The following is an 18,971-nucleotide window of genomic DNA, read 5'->3' as shown; positions in this document are numbered from 1 at the left end:
CCGACGACGCCGGATGATGAGGATGACGTGACCAGCACATCGATGGAACAGGTCGTGGCGGCGCTCCGCAAGTCGCTCACGGACAACGAGCGGCTGCGCGAGGAGAACGCCCGTCTCACCTCCGAGCGCGACGACCCGATCGCGATCGTGGCCATGGCCTGCCGCTATCCCGGCGGCGCCACCACACCGGAGGACCTGTGGCGGCTGGTCGCCGGGGGCGTCGACACGGTGTCCGGCTTCCCGGCGGACCGGGGCTGGGACCCGGACGTGTACGACCCCGAGCCGGGCGCCCCGGGCAAGTCGTACGCCCGGGACGGGGCGTTCCTGTACGACGCGGCGGAGTTCGACCCGGACTTCTTCGGGATCAGCCCGCGCGAGGCCCTGGCCATGGACCCGCAGCAGCGGCTGCTCCTGGAGGTGTCCTGGGAGGCCATCGAGCGGGCCGGCGTCGACCCGACGACCCTCAAGGGCAGCCGGACCGGGGTCTACGCCGGGGTGATGTACCACGACTACGCGGACGGGGCCGCCGGCAGCTTCGTCTCCGGCCGCGTCGCCTACACCCTGGGCCTGGAGGGCCCGGCGGTCACCATCGACACGGCCTGCTCCTCGTCCCTGGTCGCCCTGCACACGGCGGCCCAGGCGCTGCGCTCCGGCGAGTGCTCGCTCGCCCTCGCGGGCGGGGTGACCGTCATGTCGACGCCGGACATGCTGGTGTACTTCAGCGGACAGCGGGGCCTCGCCCCCGACGGCCGCTGCAAGCCCTTCGCGGCCGGGGCGGACGGCACGGGCTGGGGCGAGGGCGCGGGCGTCCTGCTTCTGGAGCGGCTGTCCGACGCCCGCCGCAACGGCCACCCCGTCCTGGCCCTGGTCAGCGGCTCGGCCGTCAACCAGGACGGTGCCTCCAGCGCCATGACCGTCCCCAACGGCCCCGCCCAGCAGCGCGTCATCCGGCACGCCCTCGCGGACGCGGGCCTGTCGGCGGCCGAGGTCGACGCCGTCGAGGCCCACGGCACCGGGACCCGCCTCGGCGACCCGATCGAGGCGCAGGCCCTCCTCGCCACCTACGGCCGGGGCCGCCCCGAGGACCGGCCCCTCTGGCTCGGCTCGGTGAAGTCCAACTTCGGCCACACGCAGGCGGCGGCCGGTGTCGCGGGCATCATCAAGATGGTCATGGCGATGCGCCACGGCGTCCTGCCCAAGTCCCTGCACGTGGACGCCCCTTCGGACCAGGTCGACTGGTCGGCCGGCCGCGTGGAACTCCTCACCGAGTCCCGCCCCTGGAAGTCCCCGGGCCGCCCGAGACGCGCGGGCATCTCCTCCTTCGGGCTGAGCGGGACGAACGCCCACGTCATCGTCGAGGAGGCCCCCGGGGCCCCGGCGACCGAGGAGGCCCCCGCCACCGTGTTCCCGGCCGCCCCCTGGCCAGTCACCGCCAAGACCCCCGACGCGCTCGCCGCCCAGGCCGAACGCCTGCTGGCCGTCGCCGCCGACCACCGCCCCGAGGACGTGGCCCACACCCTCGCCACCGCCCGCACCGCCTTCCCCCACCGCGCGGTGATCCTGGGCCCCGACCGTACGGCCGCCCTCACCGCCCTCGCGACGGGCGAGGACCACCCCGGCCTGATCCGGGGCACCACGCGCTCCCTCGGGAAGTCGGCGTTCCTGTTCACGGGGCAGGGTGCGCAGCGGCTGGGGATGGGACGCGAACTGCACGCTGCCTTCCCGGTGTTCGCGGAGGCTTTCGACTCCGCGTGTGCGGAGATCGATACGCGGCTTGGGGCGTCGCTGCGCGATGTGGTGTGGGGGGAGGACGCGGACGCGTTGAACGCGACCGGGATCACCCAGCCCGCGCTGTTCGCCTTCGAGGTCGCGTTGTTCCGGCTGGTGGAGTCGTGGGGGATCGTCCCGGACGTGGTCGTCGGTCACTCGATCGGTGAGCTGGCCGCCGCGCATGTGTCCGGGGTGCTGTCCCTGGGCGACGCGGCCCGTCTGGTCGTGGCCCGGGGGCGGCTGATGCAGGCCCTGCCCGCCGGCGGGGCGATGGTCGCCGTCCAGGCGACCGAGGAGGAAGTCCTGCCTGTCCTCACGGACGGGGTTGCCATCGCGGCGGTCAACGGACCGCAGTCCGTGGTCGTGTCGGGCATCGAAGCGGAAGCCCTGGCGGTGGGTGAGCACGTCGCCGCGCTGGGCCGTAAGACGAGCCGTCTGTCGGTTTCGCACGCGTTCCATTCCTCGCTGATGGAGCCGATGCTGGACGCGTTCCGCGCGGTGGCCGCGTCTCTGACGTACGCCGAGCCGCGCATCCCGGCGGTCTCGACCGTGACGGGTGAGCTGACCTCGGACTGGCGGTCGCCGGAGTACTGGGTCGGCCAGGTCCGTCAGGCCGTGCGCTTCGCCGACGCCGTACGCGCTGCCGAGTCCTTCGGGGCACGCACGTTCATCGAGATCGGGCCGGACGCCGTCCTCACCGCGCTCGGAGCCGGCTCCGCAGAGGACGAGGGCAGTGCCTTCGTGCCGCTCGTGCGCCGGAACCGTGAGGAGGCGGAGTCGCTGGTCGCGGGTGTGGGCCGGCTGTACGCGGACGGGGTCCGGGTCGGCCGGGAGGCGTTCTGGGCCGGGGCGGGGGCGCGGCGGGTCGATCTGCCGACGTATCCGTTCCAGCGCAGCCGCTTCTGGCTGGACGCGGTGCGGCCCGGGGGCGCGGGGCCCGTTCATCCGCTGCTCGGGTCCGTGGTGACGCTGGCCGACTCCGGTGGCGCGGTGCTGACCGGACGGCTGGCCGTGGCCGCGCGGCCGTGGCTCGGTGACCACGTGGTGCGGGACACCGTGCTCTTCCCGGGCGCGGGCTTCGTCGAGCTGGCCGTGCGCGCGGGCGACCACGTGGGTTGCCGGACGCTGGAGGAGCTGGCCCTGCACGCGCCCCTCGTGCTCCCCGCCGCCGGGGCCGCCGCCGTGCAGGTCGTCGTGGGCGCGGCCGACGAGACGGCCCGGCGGTCGGTCGGGGTGTACGCGCGGGACGAGAGCCTGCCGGATGCCGACTGGGTGCTGCACGCCGAAGGCGTCCTGGCCGAGGACGCGGAGGAACCCGGCTTCGACCTGGCGGTCTGGCCGCCTGCGGGGGCCGAACCGCTCGCGCTGGACGGGGCCTACGAGACGCTGCGCGATCAGGGTCTGGCCTACGGACCCGCGTTCCAGGGCCTGACGGCCGCCTGGCGGCACGACGGGGCGCTCTACGCCGATGTGGTCCTCGGGGAGGACGTCGGTGCCGAGGAGTACGGGCTGCACCCGGCCCTGCTGGACGCGGCGATGCACGCCGCGCTGGTGGACGGTGCCGGGGGCGGGGACGGCGGGGGCACGGTGCTGCCGTTCGTCTGGAAGGACGTGCGGCTGTTCGCGGACGGTACGGGCGCGGCCAGGGTCCGGATCACCCGGCCGACCCCGGAGAGCCTGGCCCTGGACATCGCGGACGCCTCCGGTGCGCCGGTCGCGTCGGTCGGCGGGGTCGTCGGCCGGGCGATGGACGCGGCACCCGCCGGGGGCGGGGCCGCCGCCGACCCGCTGTACCGGGTCGTGTGGCAGGCGGCCGGTCCCGTCCCGCCGTCCGCTCCGGGCGAGGTCATCCGGTGGGAGGAACTGCCCGTCGGGGGCGGCCCGGTGACCGGGACCGTCCTGCTCGACTGCGCCGCCGTCGCGGACGCGTCGCCGCAGGACGTGACGGGCGCCGCCCACGCGGTCGCCGCGCACGTCCTGGACGTGGTCCAGCGGTGGCTGGGCGACCGGCGCTTCGCCGCCGCCACCCTCCTCGTCGTCACGCGCGGCGCGGTGGCCGTGGCGGACGGCGACCCCGTTGACGTACGGCAGGCCCCGGTGTGGGGGCTGGTGCGGGCCGCGCAGGCGGAGAACCCGGGCCGGTTCGCCCTGCTCGACACGGATGCTCCGGGGGCCGTCGCTCCCGCCGGCGAACCGGAGGCGGCCGTGCGCGACGGGCGGCTGCTGACCCCCCGGCTGGCCCGGACCACCGTGCCCGCCGGACCCGATCCGGTCTGGGACGCCGACGGGACCGTCCTCATCACCGGCGGCACCGGAGGGCTCGGCGCGCTCGTCGCCCGCCACCTGGTCACCGAGCACGGCGTACGGCATCTGCTGCTCGCCGGCCGGCGCGGCGCGGAGGCCCCCGGGGCCACCGAACTCGGCGCGGAACTGGTCGAGTCGGGGGCCCGGGTCACCTTCGCCGCCTGCGATGTCGCCGACCGCGACGCCGTGGCCGCGCTGCTCGCCGGAGTGGACCCGGCCCACCCGCTGCGCGGGATCGTCCACGTGGCCGGTGTCCTCGACGACGCCGTGATCACCTCGCTCACCCCGGCACGCCTCCACGGCGTCCTCGCCCCGAAGGCGGACGCCGCCTGGCATCTGCACGAACTGAGCCGGGAGCTGGACCTCACCGCGTTCGTCCTGTTCTCCTCCGTCGCGGGCACCCTCGGCTCCACCGGCCAGGCCAACTACGCCGCCGCGAACGCCTTCCTGGACGGCCTCGCCGCCCACCGCCGCTCCGCCGGCCTCACCGCCTCGTCCCTCGCCTTCGGGCTCTGGGACACCCCGGGAGGCATGGGCACGCGGCTCGGCGCCTCCGAGCTGGACCGCATGCGCGAGGCCGGAACCCCCGCGATCACCGCCGACCGGGGGCTCGCCCTCTTCGACGCGGCGCTGCGCGCGGACGTGGCCGCCTCGGTGCCCGTCCGCCTCGACCTCGGGGTGCTCCGCGCCCACGCCGACGAGGTCCCGGCCCTGCTGCGCGGTCTCGTGCGCGGCCCCGGCCGCCGGACCGCGCGCGGCGGCTCCCCGGTGCTGCGCACCCGCCTCGCGGGTCTGACCGGCCCCGACCGGGCGGCGGCCGTCCTGGAGCTGGTCCGGACGAAGATCGCCGCCGTCCTCGGCCACGCCTCCGGTGACGCGATCGAACCGGGCCGCGCCTTCGACGAGCTGGGCTTCGACTCGCTGACCGCCGTCGAACTCCGCAACCGGCTCGACGCCGAGACCGGGCTGCGGCTCCCGGCCACGCTGATCTTCGACCACCCGACGGCCGAGGCCGTCGCCGCGTTCGTCCTGACCCTGCTCGACGGGGCCCCGGACACCGACCGGGACCGGCCCGCCGCCGCAGTCCGGGCCGACGACGACCCGGTCGTGATCGTGGGCATGGCCTGCCGCTACCCGGGCGGGGTGACCACGCCCGAAGAGCTGTGGACGCTCGTCGCGGACGGTGTGGACGCCATCGCCCCGCTTCCGGACGACCGGGGGTGGGACCCGGATGTGTACGACCCCGAGCCGGGAACGCCGGGGAAGTCGTACGCCCGGGACGGCGGATTCCTGTACGACGCGGCGGAGTTCGACCCGGCGTTCTTCGGGATCAGCCCGCGCGAGGCCCTGACGATGGACCCGCAGCAGCGGCTGCTCCTCGAAGTCTCCTGGGAGGCGATCGAACGGGCCGGGGTCGATCCGCTGACGCTGAAGGGCAGCCGGACCGGGGTTTACGCCGGGGTGATGTACCACGACTACGCGGGCGGAACGGCGGGCAGTCTCGTCTCCGGCCGCGTCGCGTACACGCTCGGCCTCGAAGGCCCGGCCGTCACCGTCGACACGGCCTGCTCGTCCTCGCTCGTCGCCCTGCACTCGGCCGCCCAGGCCCTGCGCTCCGGCGAATGCTCCCTGGCCCTCGCGGCCGGTGTCACGGTCATGGCGACGCCCGACATGCTCGTCTACTTCAGCGAGCAGCGCGGCCTGTCGCCCGACGGCCGGTGCAAGTCCTTCGGTGCCGGGGCGGACGGCACGGGCTGGGGCGAGGGCGCGGGCGTCCTCCTGCTGGAGCGGCTGTCCGACGCCCGCCGCAACGGCCACCCGGTGCTGGCCGTGGTCAAGGGCTCCGCCCTCAACCAGGACGGCGCCAGCAACGGGCTGACCGCCCCCAACGGCCCGTCCCAGCAGCGCGTCATCCGCCAGGCCCTGGCCGACGCGGGCCTGTCGGCCGCCGAGGTCGACGCCGTGGAGGCCCACGGCACGGGCACGCGGCTCGGTGACCCGATCGAGGCGCAGGCGCTGCTCGCCACGTACGGCCAGGGGCGGGAGGCGGACCGGCCGCTGTGGCTGGGTTCCATCAAGTCCAACATGGGCCACACGCAGGCGGCGGCGGGTGTCGCGGGCATCATCAAGATGGTCATGGCGATGCGCCACGGCGTTCTGCCCCCGACCCTGCACGCCGAGGAGCGCTCCGACCAGATCGACTGGTCGGCCGGGGACGTGCATCTGCTCACCGAGGCCCGGCAGTGGCAGCAGTCCGGGCATCCGCGCCGGGCCGGCATCTCCTCCTTCGGTCTGAGCGGCACGAACGCCCATGTGATCGTGGAGGAGGCCCCGCCCACGTCGGTCAGTACGCCGGAGCGCGCCGACGACCTCCCCGTCACCCCCTGGGTGCTGGCCGCGAAGAGCCCCGACGCGCTGGCCGAGCAGGCTCGTCGGCTCCTCTCCCTCTCCGACGGCCACCACCCCGCCGATGTCGGCCACTCCCTCGCCACGACCCGCTCCCTCTTCGAGCACCGGGCCGTCGTCCTCGCAGACCCGGCCGAGGCGCTGACCGCCCTGGCCACCGGAGCGGACCACCCGGAACTGCTGCGCGGTGCCGTGACCAAGGGCAGGACGGCGTTCCTGTTCACGGGGCAGGGCGCGCAGCGGCTGGGCATGGGTCGTGAACTGCACGCTGCCTTCCCGGTGTTCGCGACAGCCTGGGACGCCGTGTGTGCGGAGATCGATGCGCATCTCGGGGCGTCGCTCGCGGATGTGGTGTGGGGGGACGACGCGGACGCGCTGAACGCGACCGGGATCACCCAGCCCGCGTTGTTCGCCTTCGAGGTCGCGTTGTACCGGCTGGTGGAGTCGTGGGGTGTGACGCCGGATGTCGTGGTGGGTCATTCGATCGGTGAGGTGGCCGCCGCGCATGTGTCGGGGGTGTTTTCCCTGGCCGATGCGGCGCGGTTGGTGGTGGCCCGGGGCCGGTTGATGCAAGCGCTGCCCGCCGGGGGCGCGATGGTCGCCGTCCAGGCGACCGAAGAAGAAGTCCTGCCCGTTCTCACCGAGGGTGTCTCGATCGCGGCCGTCAACGGACCGCAGTCCGTGGTCGTGTCGGGTGAGGAAGGGGAAGCCCTGGCTCTGGGCGAGCACTTCGCCGCCGCCGGACGCAAGACCAACCGCCTCTCCGTCTCGCACGCGTTCCACTCCTCGCTGATGGATCCGATGCTGGACGAGTTCCGCGCGGTGGCCGCGTCTCTGACGTACGCCGAGCCGCGTATTCCGGCGGTCTCGACCGTGACGGGTGAGCTGACCTCGGACTGGCAGTCCCCGGAGTACTGGGTCGATCAGGTCCGTCAGGCCGTCCGGTTCGCCGACGCCGTATGTGCTGCCGAATCCTTCGGGGCCCGCACGTTCATCGAGATCGGGCCGGACGCCGTCCTCACCGCGCTCGGAGCGGGCTCGGCCGAGGACGAGGGCAGTGTCTTCGTGCCGCTGCTCCGCAGGAGCCGTCCCGAGGCGTCGTCGCTGGTCGGGGGCGTGGGGCGGGTGTTCGTGTGCGGGGGCCGGATGGACTGGGAGGCGTTCTACGCCCGTGCGGGGGCGCGGCGGGTCGATCTGCCGACCTATCCGTTCCAGCGGTCCCGGTACTGGATGGAGGCGCCCGCGTCCGAGGGCGGCGGGGTCGCCGCGTCCGGGCAGGTCGCGCTCGACCACCCGGTGCTGCGGGCGGCGGTCGTGCTGCCCGACGAGGGCGGGGCCGTGCTGACCGGGCGGGTGTCCGCCGGGACGCACGGCTGGATCGTGGATCACACCGTGCTCGGCAGTGTGCTGCTCCCGGGCACCGGTTTCGTCGAACTGGCCCTCCGCGCGGGCGAACTGCTCGGCTGCGGGCTGCTGGAGGAACTGACCCTTCAGGCGCCGCTCGTCCTCCAGCCGCTCGGCGGCATCGCGGTCCAGGTCGCCGTGGGGGAGGCGGACGAGACCGGGCGGCGTACCGTCTCCGTCCACTCGCGCGCCGATGACCACCCGGGCCTGCCGTGGACCCGCCACGCGGACGGTGTGCTGGCGCCCGGGGCGGACGCCGGACCGGCCGACGCGCTCATGGAGTGGCCGCCGGCCGGGGCCGAGGAGCTTGCGGTCGACGGGGCCTACGAGGGCCTGGCCGCCGCCGGCTATCACTACGGGCCGGTGTTCCAGGGGCTGACGGCGGCCTGGCGGCGCGGCGAGGAGCTGTACGCGGAGGTCCGGCTTCCGGAGTCGGCGCACGCGGACGCGGCCCGTTTCGTGCTGCACCCGGCGCTGCTGGACGCGGCCATGCACGTCGGCCTGCTCGCGATTCCGGACCGCGAGGACGGCGGGCAGACGCTGCTCCCCTTCGCGTGGAACGGTGTCGCCGCGCACTCCTCCGGCGCGTCCTCGCTCCGGGTGCGGATCACGCCCGTCGCTCAGCAGGACGGCCTCGCGCTGACCGTGGCCGACGAGCACGGCCGCTCGGTCCTGTCGGTCGAGTCGCTGCTCTCGCGGCCCGTGTGGGACGAGCCGTCCGCGTCGGACGCGCTGTTCCGGGTGGAGTGGCAGCCCGTCGCGGCGGGTGAGGCGTCCGAGTGCGCCGCGGAGTCCGCCGTGTTCGTCAGCGAGGCCCGGGACCCGGACCAGGAGGTGCCGGGCGCGGTGCGCGGCACGGTCGGGGACGCCCTGGCCGCCGTGCGGGAGTGGCTTGCCGAGGAGCGTCCCGAGGGCGCGGTCCTGGCCGTCGTCACCCGCGATGCCGTCGCCGTGGCGGACGGGGAGCCGGTGGACGTGCGCCACGCCCCGGTGTGGGGGCTGGTGCGTGCCGCGCAGGCCGAGAACCCGGGCAGGTTCGTCCTGATCGATTCGGACGGTTCGGTGCCCTGGGAGCGTCTGGCCGCGCTGGGCGAGCCGGAGGTGCGGGTCCGGGACGGGGAGGTGCGCGTCCCCCGGCTGGTTCCGGTGGCGGCCCCGGAGGCGGCGGCCGAACCGGTGTGGGACGCCGACGGAACCGTACTGATCACCGGCGGGACGGGCGGGCTCGGTGCCCGGGTCGCCCGGCACCTCGTCGCCGAGCGCGGGGTGCGGCACCTGCTGCTCGTCGGGCGCCGGGGCGCTTCCGCCCCCGGGGTGGGCGAGCTGGTCGCGGAGCTGACCGGGCTCGGTGCGGCCGTCGAGGTGGCCGCTTGCGATGTCGGTGACCGGGAAGCCCTGGCCGCCGTGGTCGGCGGGGTCGGTCCGGAGCATCCGCTGACCGGTGTCGTGCATGTCGCCGGGGTCGCGGACAACGGGGTCGTCGGAGCGCTGACGCCCGAGCGCGTCGACGCCGTCCTGCGGCCGAAGGCGGACGCGGCCTGGTATCTGCACGAGCTGACGCGGGAGTTGGACCTGTCGGCGTTCGTGATGTTCTCCTCGGCGGGCGGGCTCGTCCTGGCCGCCGGGCAGGGCAACTACGCCGCCGCCAACGTCTTCCTCGACGCCCTCGCGGCCCACCGCCGGGCCGAAGGGCTTCCGGCCTCCGCGATGGCCTTCGGGCTGTGGGGCGTCGACACCGGGATGGCCGCCGACCTGGGCGAGGCCGATCTGGACCGGATGCGCAGGTCCGGGCTGCCCGCGCTCTCCGAGGCGGAGGGGCTGGCGCTGTTCGACGCGGCGCTCTCCTCCGGCCCGGCGGCCACCGTGCCGCTGCGCGTGGACGCGCACGCGCTGCGCTCCCGGACCGACGAAATCCCCGCGCTGCTGCGGGCCTTCGCCCCGCCCGCCCGCAAGCGCGGTACGGGGGGCGGGGCGAAGGGCGCCTGGCTGGCCGCCCGGATCGCCGGGTGCGACGAGGAGGAGCGGACCGCGCTCGTCCTGGAGGCCGTACGGAACCAGGCGGCGGCCGTCCTCGGCCACGCCTCCGGCGAGGCGATCGAACCGGACCGGGCCTTCGGCGAGCTGGGCTTCGACTCGCTCGGCTCGGTGGAGCTGCGCAACCGGCTCACGGCGGTCAGCGGGGTGCGGCTCCCGGCCACGCTGATCTTCGACTACCCGAGCGCGGCGGAGGTCGCCGCGTATCTCGCGGCGCGGCTGGCACCCGCCGTGACCGTGTCCCGGGCGGAGGCGGACCTCGAAAGGCTGGAGGCCCTGCTGACGACCGACGCCCCGGCGCCGGGGCCCGGACGTGCCCGGTTCGTCCAGCGCCTCCGGGAGCTGGCCGGCCGGCTCGACGCACCGCTCTTCGGCGCGGAAGAGGGGTATGCCGGACCGGAGATCCCGGAGCCCGGCCGGGACCTCGGAGAGGTCACCGCGGACGAGCTGTTCGACATCCTCGACAACGAGCTCGGCACCTCCGCGACCCCCTGACAGGCCCCCGTACCCACGGCCCCGGGCCGGGGTGCGCGGCAGCTGGACCACAGCCGCCGCGCACCCCGGCCCTCCGCGTGTTCGGGAGCCCGTTCCGGCCACCGTTTTCCCCTGTTTTCCCCTGCCGGACCGGGGTCCGCGGCAGGGGTGGGCTAAGGGTAGGCCGCCCCTCGGAGCGCTCAGTAGCGTTCACATCCGATCAGCGTTGGACGCCGCGTGAGTGAGTCGCCACGGATCGTCGACCAGAGGGAGTAGGTCTCGGTGAGCAACGAGGAGCGACTTCTCGATTACCTGAAGCGGGCCACGACCGACCTGCGGGAGGTGCGCCGCCAACTGGCGGACGCCGAGCGCCGCCTGGCGGCGGCCGGCCCGTCCGGCCGCACCGCCCACCACGGGGACCCGGTCGTCGTGGTCGGCATGGGCTGCCGCTACCCCGGCGGGGTCACCACCCCCGAGGAACTGTGGCGGCTCGTCGCGGACGGCACCGACGCCATCGGAGCGTTCCCGGAGGACCGGGGCTGGGACCCCGAGGTGTACGACCCCGAGCCCGGCACCCCCGGACGCACCTACGCCCGCGAGGGCGGATTCCTCTACGACGCCCCCGACTTCGACCCGGTCTTCTTCGGGATCAGCCCCAACGAGGCCCTGGTCACCGACCCGCAGCAGCGACTCCTCCTCGAAGTGTCCTGGGAGGCGATCGAGCGCGCCGGAATCGACCCGACCACGCTCAAGGGCACCGACACCGGGGTCTTCGCCGGGGTGATGTACCACGACTACGCGCTCGGCGCGGAGCCCGGCAGCACCACCGCCGGCAGTGTGGTCTCCGGCCGCGTCGCGTACACCCTGGGCCTGGAGGGGCCCGCGGTCAGCGTCGACACCGCGTGCTCGTCCTCCCTGGTCTCCCTGCACCTGGCGGTGCGGGCACTGCGCGACGGGGAATGCTCGCTGGCCCTGGCGGGCGGGGTGACCGTCATGTCGACCCCCGACATGTTCGTGTACTTCAGCACCCAGCAGGGTCTGGCCCCCGACGGGCGCTCCAAGTCCTTCTCCGCCGCCGCCGACGGCGTCGCCTGCTCGGAGGGGGCGGGGGTGCTGCTCCTGGAGCGGCTCTCCGACGCCCGCCGCAACGGCCACCCGGTCCTCGCCGTGATCCGCGGTTCCGCCCTCAACCAGGACGGTGCCTCCAACGGCCTCACCGCCCCCAACGGCCCCGCTCAGCAGCGCGTCATCCGCCGCGCCCTGGAGGACGCGGGGCTCACGGCGGCCGAAGTGGACGCGGTCGAGGCGCACGGCACCGGCACGACCCTCGGCGACCCGATCGAGGCGCAGGCCCTCCTGGAGACCTACGGCCGGCAGCGGCCCGAGGACCGGCCCCTGTGGCTGGGCTCCATCAAGTCGAACATGGGCCACAGCCAGGCCGCGGCCGGTGTCGCCGGGGTCATCAAGATGGTCATGGCGATGCGCCACGGCACCCTGCCGAAGTCGCTGTACGCGGACCGGCCGTCGGACCAGGTCGACTGGGCGGACGGCGCGGTGGAGCTGCTGGCGGAGTCCCGCCCCTGGGTGCCGGGCGGCGCCGTGCGGAGGGCCGGGGTGTCCTCCTTCGGGATCAGCGGGACGAACGCCCATGTGATCGTCGAGGAGGCGCCGGAAAGGACGGGGGAGACGGCCGTGCGGGCCGCGCTCCCCGTGGTTCCTTGGGTTGTGTCGGCGAAGTCGGGGCATTCCCTCAGTGCCCAGGCCGCCCGCCTGCGGGAACAGGTCATGGGGGAGCCCGGTGCCGATGCGGCGGACATCGGGCTCTCCCTGGCCACCACCCGGACCGCCTTCACCCACCGCGCCGTCGTCCTCGGCCACCATGGGGACGCGCTCGCCGCGCTCGCGGCCGGCGAGGACCATCCCGCGGTCGTCACCGGCCGCACCGGCCGCGTCGGCAAGGCCGCCTTCCTGTTCACCGGGCAGGGCGCGCAGCGGCTCGGCATGGGCCGTGAACTGTACGACTCCTTCCCGGTGTTCGCGGAGGCGTGGGACGCGGTCTGCGTTGAGGTCGATGCCCATCTCGGGGCGTCGCTCGCGGATGTGGTGTGGGGTGAGGACGCGGAGGCGCTGAACGCGACCGCGCTCGCGCAGCCCGCGTTGTTCGCCTTCGAGGTCGCGTTGTTCCGGCTGGTGGAGTCGTGGGGGATCGTCCCGGACGTGGTCGTCGGTCACTCGATCGGTGAGCTGGCCGCCGCGCATGTGTCCGGGGTGCTGTCCCTGGGCGACGCGGCCCGGCTCGTCGTGGCCCGGGGGCGGCTGATGCAGGCCCTGCCCGCCGGCGGGGCGATGGTCGCCGTCCAGGCGGGCGAGGAGGAAGTCCTGCCGCTGCTCACCGGCGGTGTCTCGGTCGCCGCCGTCAACGGACCCGAGTCCGTCGTCGTCTCCGGCGGGGAGACGGAGGCCCTGGCCGTGGGCGAGCACTTCGCCGCGCTGGGCCGTAAGACGAGCCGTCTGTCCGTCTCGCACGCCTTCCACTCCTCCCTGATGGACCCGATGCTGGACGCGTTCCGGGAGGTGGCCGCCTCGCTGACGTACGCCGAACCGCGCATCCCGGCGGTCTCGACCGTGACGGGTGCGCCGACTCAGGACTGGCGGTCGCCGGAGTACTGGGTCGGCCAGGTCCGCCAGGCCGTGCGCTTCGCTGACGCCGTACGGGCCGCCGAGGAGCTGGGCGCCCGCACCTTCGTGGAGATCGGGCCCGACGCCGTCCTCGCCGCGCTCGCCGCCGGCGCCGTCACCGACGAGGACGCCGTCCTCGTCCCCCTGCAACGCCGGAACCGGAACGAGGTGGAGTCCCTGGTCGGAGGTGTAGGACAGCTGTATGTGCACGGGGTGCGGGTGGACTGGGCTGCGTACTTCGCCGGTTCGGGCGCGCACACGGTCGAGCTGCCCACGTACGCCTTCCGGCGCAGCCGCTTCTGGGTGGAGGGCGGCGCAGCCAGTGGGGCCGCCGCCCCCGTCACCGTCCACGACGAGCCGACCGCCGAGGAGTCGGAGCGGGCCGCCGCCGGGCTGCGGGCACGGCTCGACGGGGCCGGGGCGGCCGAGCGGGGACGGGTGCTGCTGGGGCTGGTGCGGACGCATGTGGCGGCCGTCCTCGGCCATGACTCCGTCGCGGTCGTGGAGACCGACCTCGCCTTCCGGGACATGGGCTTCGACTCGCTGGCCGCCGTGGAGCTGCGCAAGCGGCTCACCGCGGCCGCCGGCTGCGCCCTGCCCGCCACGCTGATCTTCGACTACCCCACCCCGCGCGCCGTCGCCGCGTTCCTCGCGGAGCGGCTGGAGTCCGAGACCGGAGGGGGCGACCGGGCAGCCGAGCTGCTGGCCGAACTGGACCGGATCGAGGACGTGCTCGGCGGCTTCCCGGCCGCCGGCGGGGACGCCGAGGCGGTCAGCGCCCGCGCGGACGCGATCACCGCCCGGCTGGAGGGCATCGTGCGGCGCTGGCGCGACGCCCAGGGCGACCCGGTCCCGGCCGGGGACGGGCCCGACTTCGACACGGTCACCGACGAGGAGCTGTTCGACGTGCTCGACAGCGAATTCGGCATCTCCTAGCCAGCGATCAGCTGCAGATTGGTTGAGGTTCGATGAGCAACGACGACAAGCTCCGGGACTATCTGAAGCGCGCCACCGCCGAACTCCAGCGCACGCGACGCCAGTTGTCGGAGGCCGAGGCGCGGAGCAGTGAGCCGGTCGCGATCGTGGCGATGGGCTGCCGGTTCCCCGGCGGCATCACCTCGCCCGAGGAGCTGTGGCAGCTGGTGGACGCCGGCCGGGACGCCGTCTCGCTCTTCCCGGACGGCCGGGGCTGGGACATGGACGCGCTGTACGACCCCGAGCCGTCCACGCCCGGCAGGACGTACTGCCGAGAGGGCGGATTCCTGCACGACGCGGGGGAGTTCGACGCGGACTTCTTCCGGATCAGCCCGCGCGAGGCCCGGGACACCGACCCGCAGCAGCGGCTGCTCCTGGAGGTGTCCTGGGAGGTCGTCGAGCGGGCCGGGATCGATCCGACCTCGCTGAAGGGCAGCAGGACCGGGGTGTTCGCCGGGGTCGTCTACCACGACTACCCGGGCGGCGGCGGCACCGGCGGCCTGGCCAGCGTCGCGTCCGGACGGGTGGCGTACACCCTGGGCCTGGAGGGTCCGGCCGTCACCGTCGACACCGCCTGCTCGTCCTCGCTCGTCGCCCTCCACCTCGCCGTCCAGTCCGTGCGCGGCGGTGAGTGCGCGCTCGCGCTCGCGGGCGGGGTCACCGTGATGGCGAGCCCGGACTCCTTCGTGGGCTTCAGCCAGGACCGGGGCCTCGCCCCCGACGGCCGGTGCAAGTCCTTCGCGGACGCCGCCGACGGCACGACCTGGTCCGAGGGCGCGGGCATGCTCCTCCTGGAGCGGCTGTCCGACGCCCGCCGCAATGGCCACCCCGTCCTCGCCGTCATCCGCGGCTCCGCCATGAACTCCGACGGTGCGTCCAACGGACTCACCGCCCCCAACGGCCCCTCCCAGCAGCGGGTCATCCAGCAGGCCCTGGCCTCCGGCGGGCTCGCCCCCGCCGACGTGGACGCCGTCGAGGCGCACGGCACCGGCACCGTCCTCGGCGACCCCATCGAGGCACAGGCCCTCATCGCCGCCTACGGCCAGGGCCGCGCGCCCGGACAGCCGCTGTGGCTCGGGTCGTTCAAGTCGAACATCGGCCACGCCCAGGCCGCCGCCGGGGTCGGCGGGGTCATCAAGATGGTGCAGGCCATGAAGGCCGGGGTGCTGCCGCGCACCCTGCACGTGGACGAGCCCAGCCACCACGTGGACTGGAGCGCCGGCGGCGTACGGCTCCTCACCGAGCCCGTCGCCTGGCCGGACCTCGGCCGCGCCAAGCGCGCCGGGGTGTCGTCGTTCGGGCTGAGCGGCACCAACGTGCACGTGATCGTGGAAGAGGCCCCGGCCGCCCAGGACGGGGCCCCGGAGCCGGACGGGGACGCCGCCGAGGCCCCCCGGTTCGTGCCCGTCCCGCTCTCCGCGCGCCGCCCCGAGGCGCTGGCCGCGCAGGCCACCCGGCTCGCGGACCACCTGGAGGCCCACCCGGACCGCACGGTCACCGACACCGCCTGGTCGCTGGCCACCACCCGCGCCGCCCTGGAGCACCGGGCCGTGCTCGTCGCGGACACCGGGGCCGGGACCGGTGAGCTGGTCCGGCGGCTCCGGGCCCTCGCGGACGGCTCCGCCGAGGCCGCGGGAGCGGTCGTCGGGGACGCCCGGCCCGATGCCCTGAGCGCGGTCCTGTTCACCGGGCAGGGCGCGCAGCGGCTGGGCATGGGCCGCGAACTGCACGCCGCCTACCCGGTGTTCGCGCGCGCCTTCGACGAGGCGGTCGAGGCGCTGGACGCGCACCTGGACACCCCGCTGCGCGCGGCGATGTGGGGCGAGGACCGGGAGGCGCTCGACGGTACGGCGCTGGCGCAGCCCGCGCTGTTCGCCTGCGAGGTGGCGCTGTACCGGCTCGTGGAGTCCTGGGGGGTGCGCCCGGACTTCCTGGCCGGGCACTCGGTCGGGGAGTTCGCCGTCGCCCACGTCGCCGGGGTGCTCACGCTGGCGGACGCGGCCCGGCTGGTCGCGGCGCGCGGCCGGCTGATGCGGGCCCTTCCGGCGGGCGGCGCGATGATCGCCGTCGAGGCGTCCGAGGACGAGGTGGTGCCGCTGCTCACCCAGGACACCGGGATCGCCGCGCTCAACGGGCCGCGCGCGGTCATCGTGTCCGGCGAGGAGAGCGACGCGCTGGCCGTCGCCGCGCACTTCACCGCCCTGGGCCGCCGCACCAAGCGGCTCGCCGTGTCGCACGCCTTCCACTCGCCGCTGATGGAACCGATGCTCGACGCGTTCCGCGCCGAGGCCGAGTCCGTCGCCTACGGCACCGCCCGCATCCCGGTCGTCTCCACCGTCACCGGTGAACTGGCCGGGGACGACGAACTCGGCTGCGCCGACTACTGGGTCCGCCACGTGCGGGCGAGCGTCCGCTTCGCCGACGCGGTCCGCACGCTCGCGGCCAAGGGCGTCCACACCTTCCTGGAGCTGGGCCCGGACGCCGCGCTGACCCCCCTCGGCCCGGACTGCCTGGCCGGGACGGACGAAGAGGTGGAGGGCGCCGAGCCCCCGGTGTTCACGGCCGCGCTGCGCCGGGGCCGCGACGAGGCCCGGGTCCTGACCGAGGCCGTCGCGCTCGCCCACACCCGTGGCGTCCCCGTCGACTGGACCGCCTGCTTCACGGCGAACGGCCACCGCCCCCAGCGGGTGGACCTGCCGACGTACGCCTTCCAGCACCGCACCTACTGGGCCGCCCCGCCGGCGGCCGGCACCCCGGCGGCGGACACGGCGGCCGATCCGGGCGAGGCCCGCTTCTGGGAGGCCGTGGAGCGCGAGGACGCGACCGGCCTCGCCGAACGGCTCGGCATCGACCCGGCCGACCTCGCCCCCGTCCTGCCCGCCCTCACCACCTGGCGCGCCGGCCGGCGCGAGGCCGCCGCCGTGGACGCGCTGCGCTACCGGGTCTCCTGGACACCGGTCACCGAACCCGTCCCGGCCGCCCCGCTCACCGGGGAGTGGCTGATCGTCCACCCCGAGGGCGAACGCCCCCTCGCCAACGCCCTCGCGGAGGCCCTGACCGCCCGGGGCGCCACCGCCGTCCCGGTCGCGGGCGGCGTGCTGCCCGACGCGGCGGCCGACCCGTCCGGGATCCTCAGCCTGCTCGCCCTCGACGACACCGACGACCCCGCCCGCCCCGCCCTCTCCCAGGGGCTCGCGGACACCGCCGAACTGCTGCGGCAGACCGCCGCACGGGCGTGGGCGGCGCCCGTGTGGTGCCTGACGCGGGGTGCCGTCGCCACCGACGACGCGGACGCGGCGGCCCGCCCGGTGCGGCCCGCGCAGTCCGCCGTCTGGGGACTCGGCGCGGCCCTCGCCCTGGAGGCCCCGGACACCTGGGGCGGCCTCGCCGACCTCCCGGCCGGGGACGCGGTCCCCGGCCCGGCGGCCCTGCTCCGGCTCTGCGACAGCCTCGCCGGGGCCACCGGAGAGGACCAGATCGCGGTCCGGACCGAAGGGGTCTTCGCCCGCCGGCTGGTCCGCCCGGCCCAGCCGGACCCGGCCGGCCCCTGGCGGGCCCGGGGCACCGTCCTGGTGACCGGCGGAACCGGCGGGATCGGCGCGCACGTGGCGCGGATGCTCGCCGCCGACGGGGCCGAGCACATCGTCCTGGCCGGCCGCCGGGGCGCCGACGCGCCGGGCGTCGCGGGTCTCGTGGAGGAGCTGGAAGCGAGCGGGGCCCGGGTCTCCGTCGCCGCCTGCGACATGGCGGACCGGGACGCCGTCCGCACGCTGCTCGACGGGCTGACCGGGCTCACCGCCGTCTTCCACGCGGCCGGGCTCCCGCAGCGCATCGCCCCGCTCACCGAACTGACCGCCGACGAACTGGCGGAGGTCGCCGGGGCCAAGGTGCTCGGCGCCCGCCACCTCGACGCCCTCCTCGGGGACACCCCGCTCGACGCGTTCGTCCTGTTCTCGTCCGGCGCCGCCGTCTGGGGCAGCGCCGGGCAGGCCGCGTACGGCAGCGCCAACGCCCATCTCGACGGCCTCGCCCACAGCAGGCGCGCCCGGGGCCTCGCCGCGACCTCCGTGGCCTGGGGCTCCTGGGACGGCGGCATGGTGGACGCCGAACTCGCCGCCGTCATGCGCCGGATGGGCGCCCCCGCGATGGACCCCGCCCTCGCCGTCGCCGCGCTGCGCCGCGTCCTCGCCGGGGGCGGGTCGCACGCGGTCGTCGCCGACTTCGACTGGGAGCGGTTCGCCCCCACCTACGTCCTGGCCCGGCCGCGCCCGCTCCTGGACGCCCTGCCGGAGGTGCGGGCCGCGCTCGGCGCCGACGGCACCCCGGAGTCCACCGGGGGCGACACGGCCCTCGCGGACCGGCTGGCCGCGCAGTCCCCCACCGAACAGCGGGCCGTCCTGCTCGACCTGGTCCGCACCCATGTGGCGGCCCTGCTCGGCTACGAGGACCCGTCCGAGGTCGCGCCCGAACGGGGCTTCACCGACCTCGGCTTCGACTCCGTGGCCGCCGTCGACCTGCGGACCAAGCTCGTCGCGGCGACCGGCCGCCCGCTGCCCACCAGCATGGTCTACGACCACCCCAGCCCCGGGGCGCTCGCCGCCCACCTCTGGTCCGAGCTGTGCGAGGGCGAGGGGGGCGGCGAGTTCCCGGTGCTGGCCCAGCTCGACCGCCTGGAGGAGGCGGCGTCGGGGCTCGCCGCCGAGGACATCGAGGCGACCAGGATCACGGCCCGGCTCCAGGCCCTCCTGGCCACGCTGACCGGCACGCTCGACGCCCGCTCCGGCGACACCGGCCCGAACGTCGGGGACCAGCTCGAATCCGCGTCGGCCGACGACATCTTCGCCTTCATCGACAACGAACTCGGCCTCACCTGACCCGGCACCGGCCGCGCACGGCCGCATCCGCACCCCGACTCGACCTCACGG

Annotated in this window: 2 protein-coding genes and 1 pseudogene; all 3 read left to right on the top strand. The window is 75.4% G+C overall.

The window, feature by feature from the left end:
• The first annotated feature begins 27 nt into the window (after window positions 1-27).
• The 3 genes and pseudogenes from ACWCXC_RS01980 to ACWCXC_RS01970 all read left to right on the top strand — a co-directional run bounded on the left by ACWCXC_RS01980 (window position 28) and on the right by ACWCXC_RS01970 (window position 18,920).
• On the top strand, window positions 28-10,413 hold the full coding sequence (locus ACWCXC_RS01980) for an SDR family NAD(P)-dependent oxidoreductase (RefSeq protein WP_450886003.1): 10,386 nt from the start codon (window positions 28-30) through the stop codon (window positions 10,411-10,413).
• 300 nt (window positions 10,414-10,713) lie between these two features.
• A pseudogene (locus tag ACWCXC_RS01975) lies at window positions 10,714-14,007 on the top strand (type I polyketide synthase); the annotation flags it as partial.
• A gap of 32 nt (window positions 14,008-14,039) precedes the next feature.
• Window positions 14,040-18,920: a type I polyketide synthase gene (locus tag ACWCXC_RS01970; RefSeq protein ID WP_450886001.1), complete on the top strand. Its 4,881-nt coding sequence runs from the start codon at window positions 14,040-14,042 to the stop codon at window positions 18,918-18,920.
• Window positions 18,921-18,971: the final 51 nt, after the last annotated feature.

Source organism: Streptomyces sp. NPDC001515 (assembly GCF_053597115.1).
This window is presented reverse-complemented; position numbering and strand designations above follow the sequence as displayed.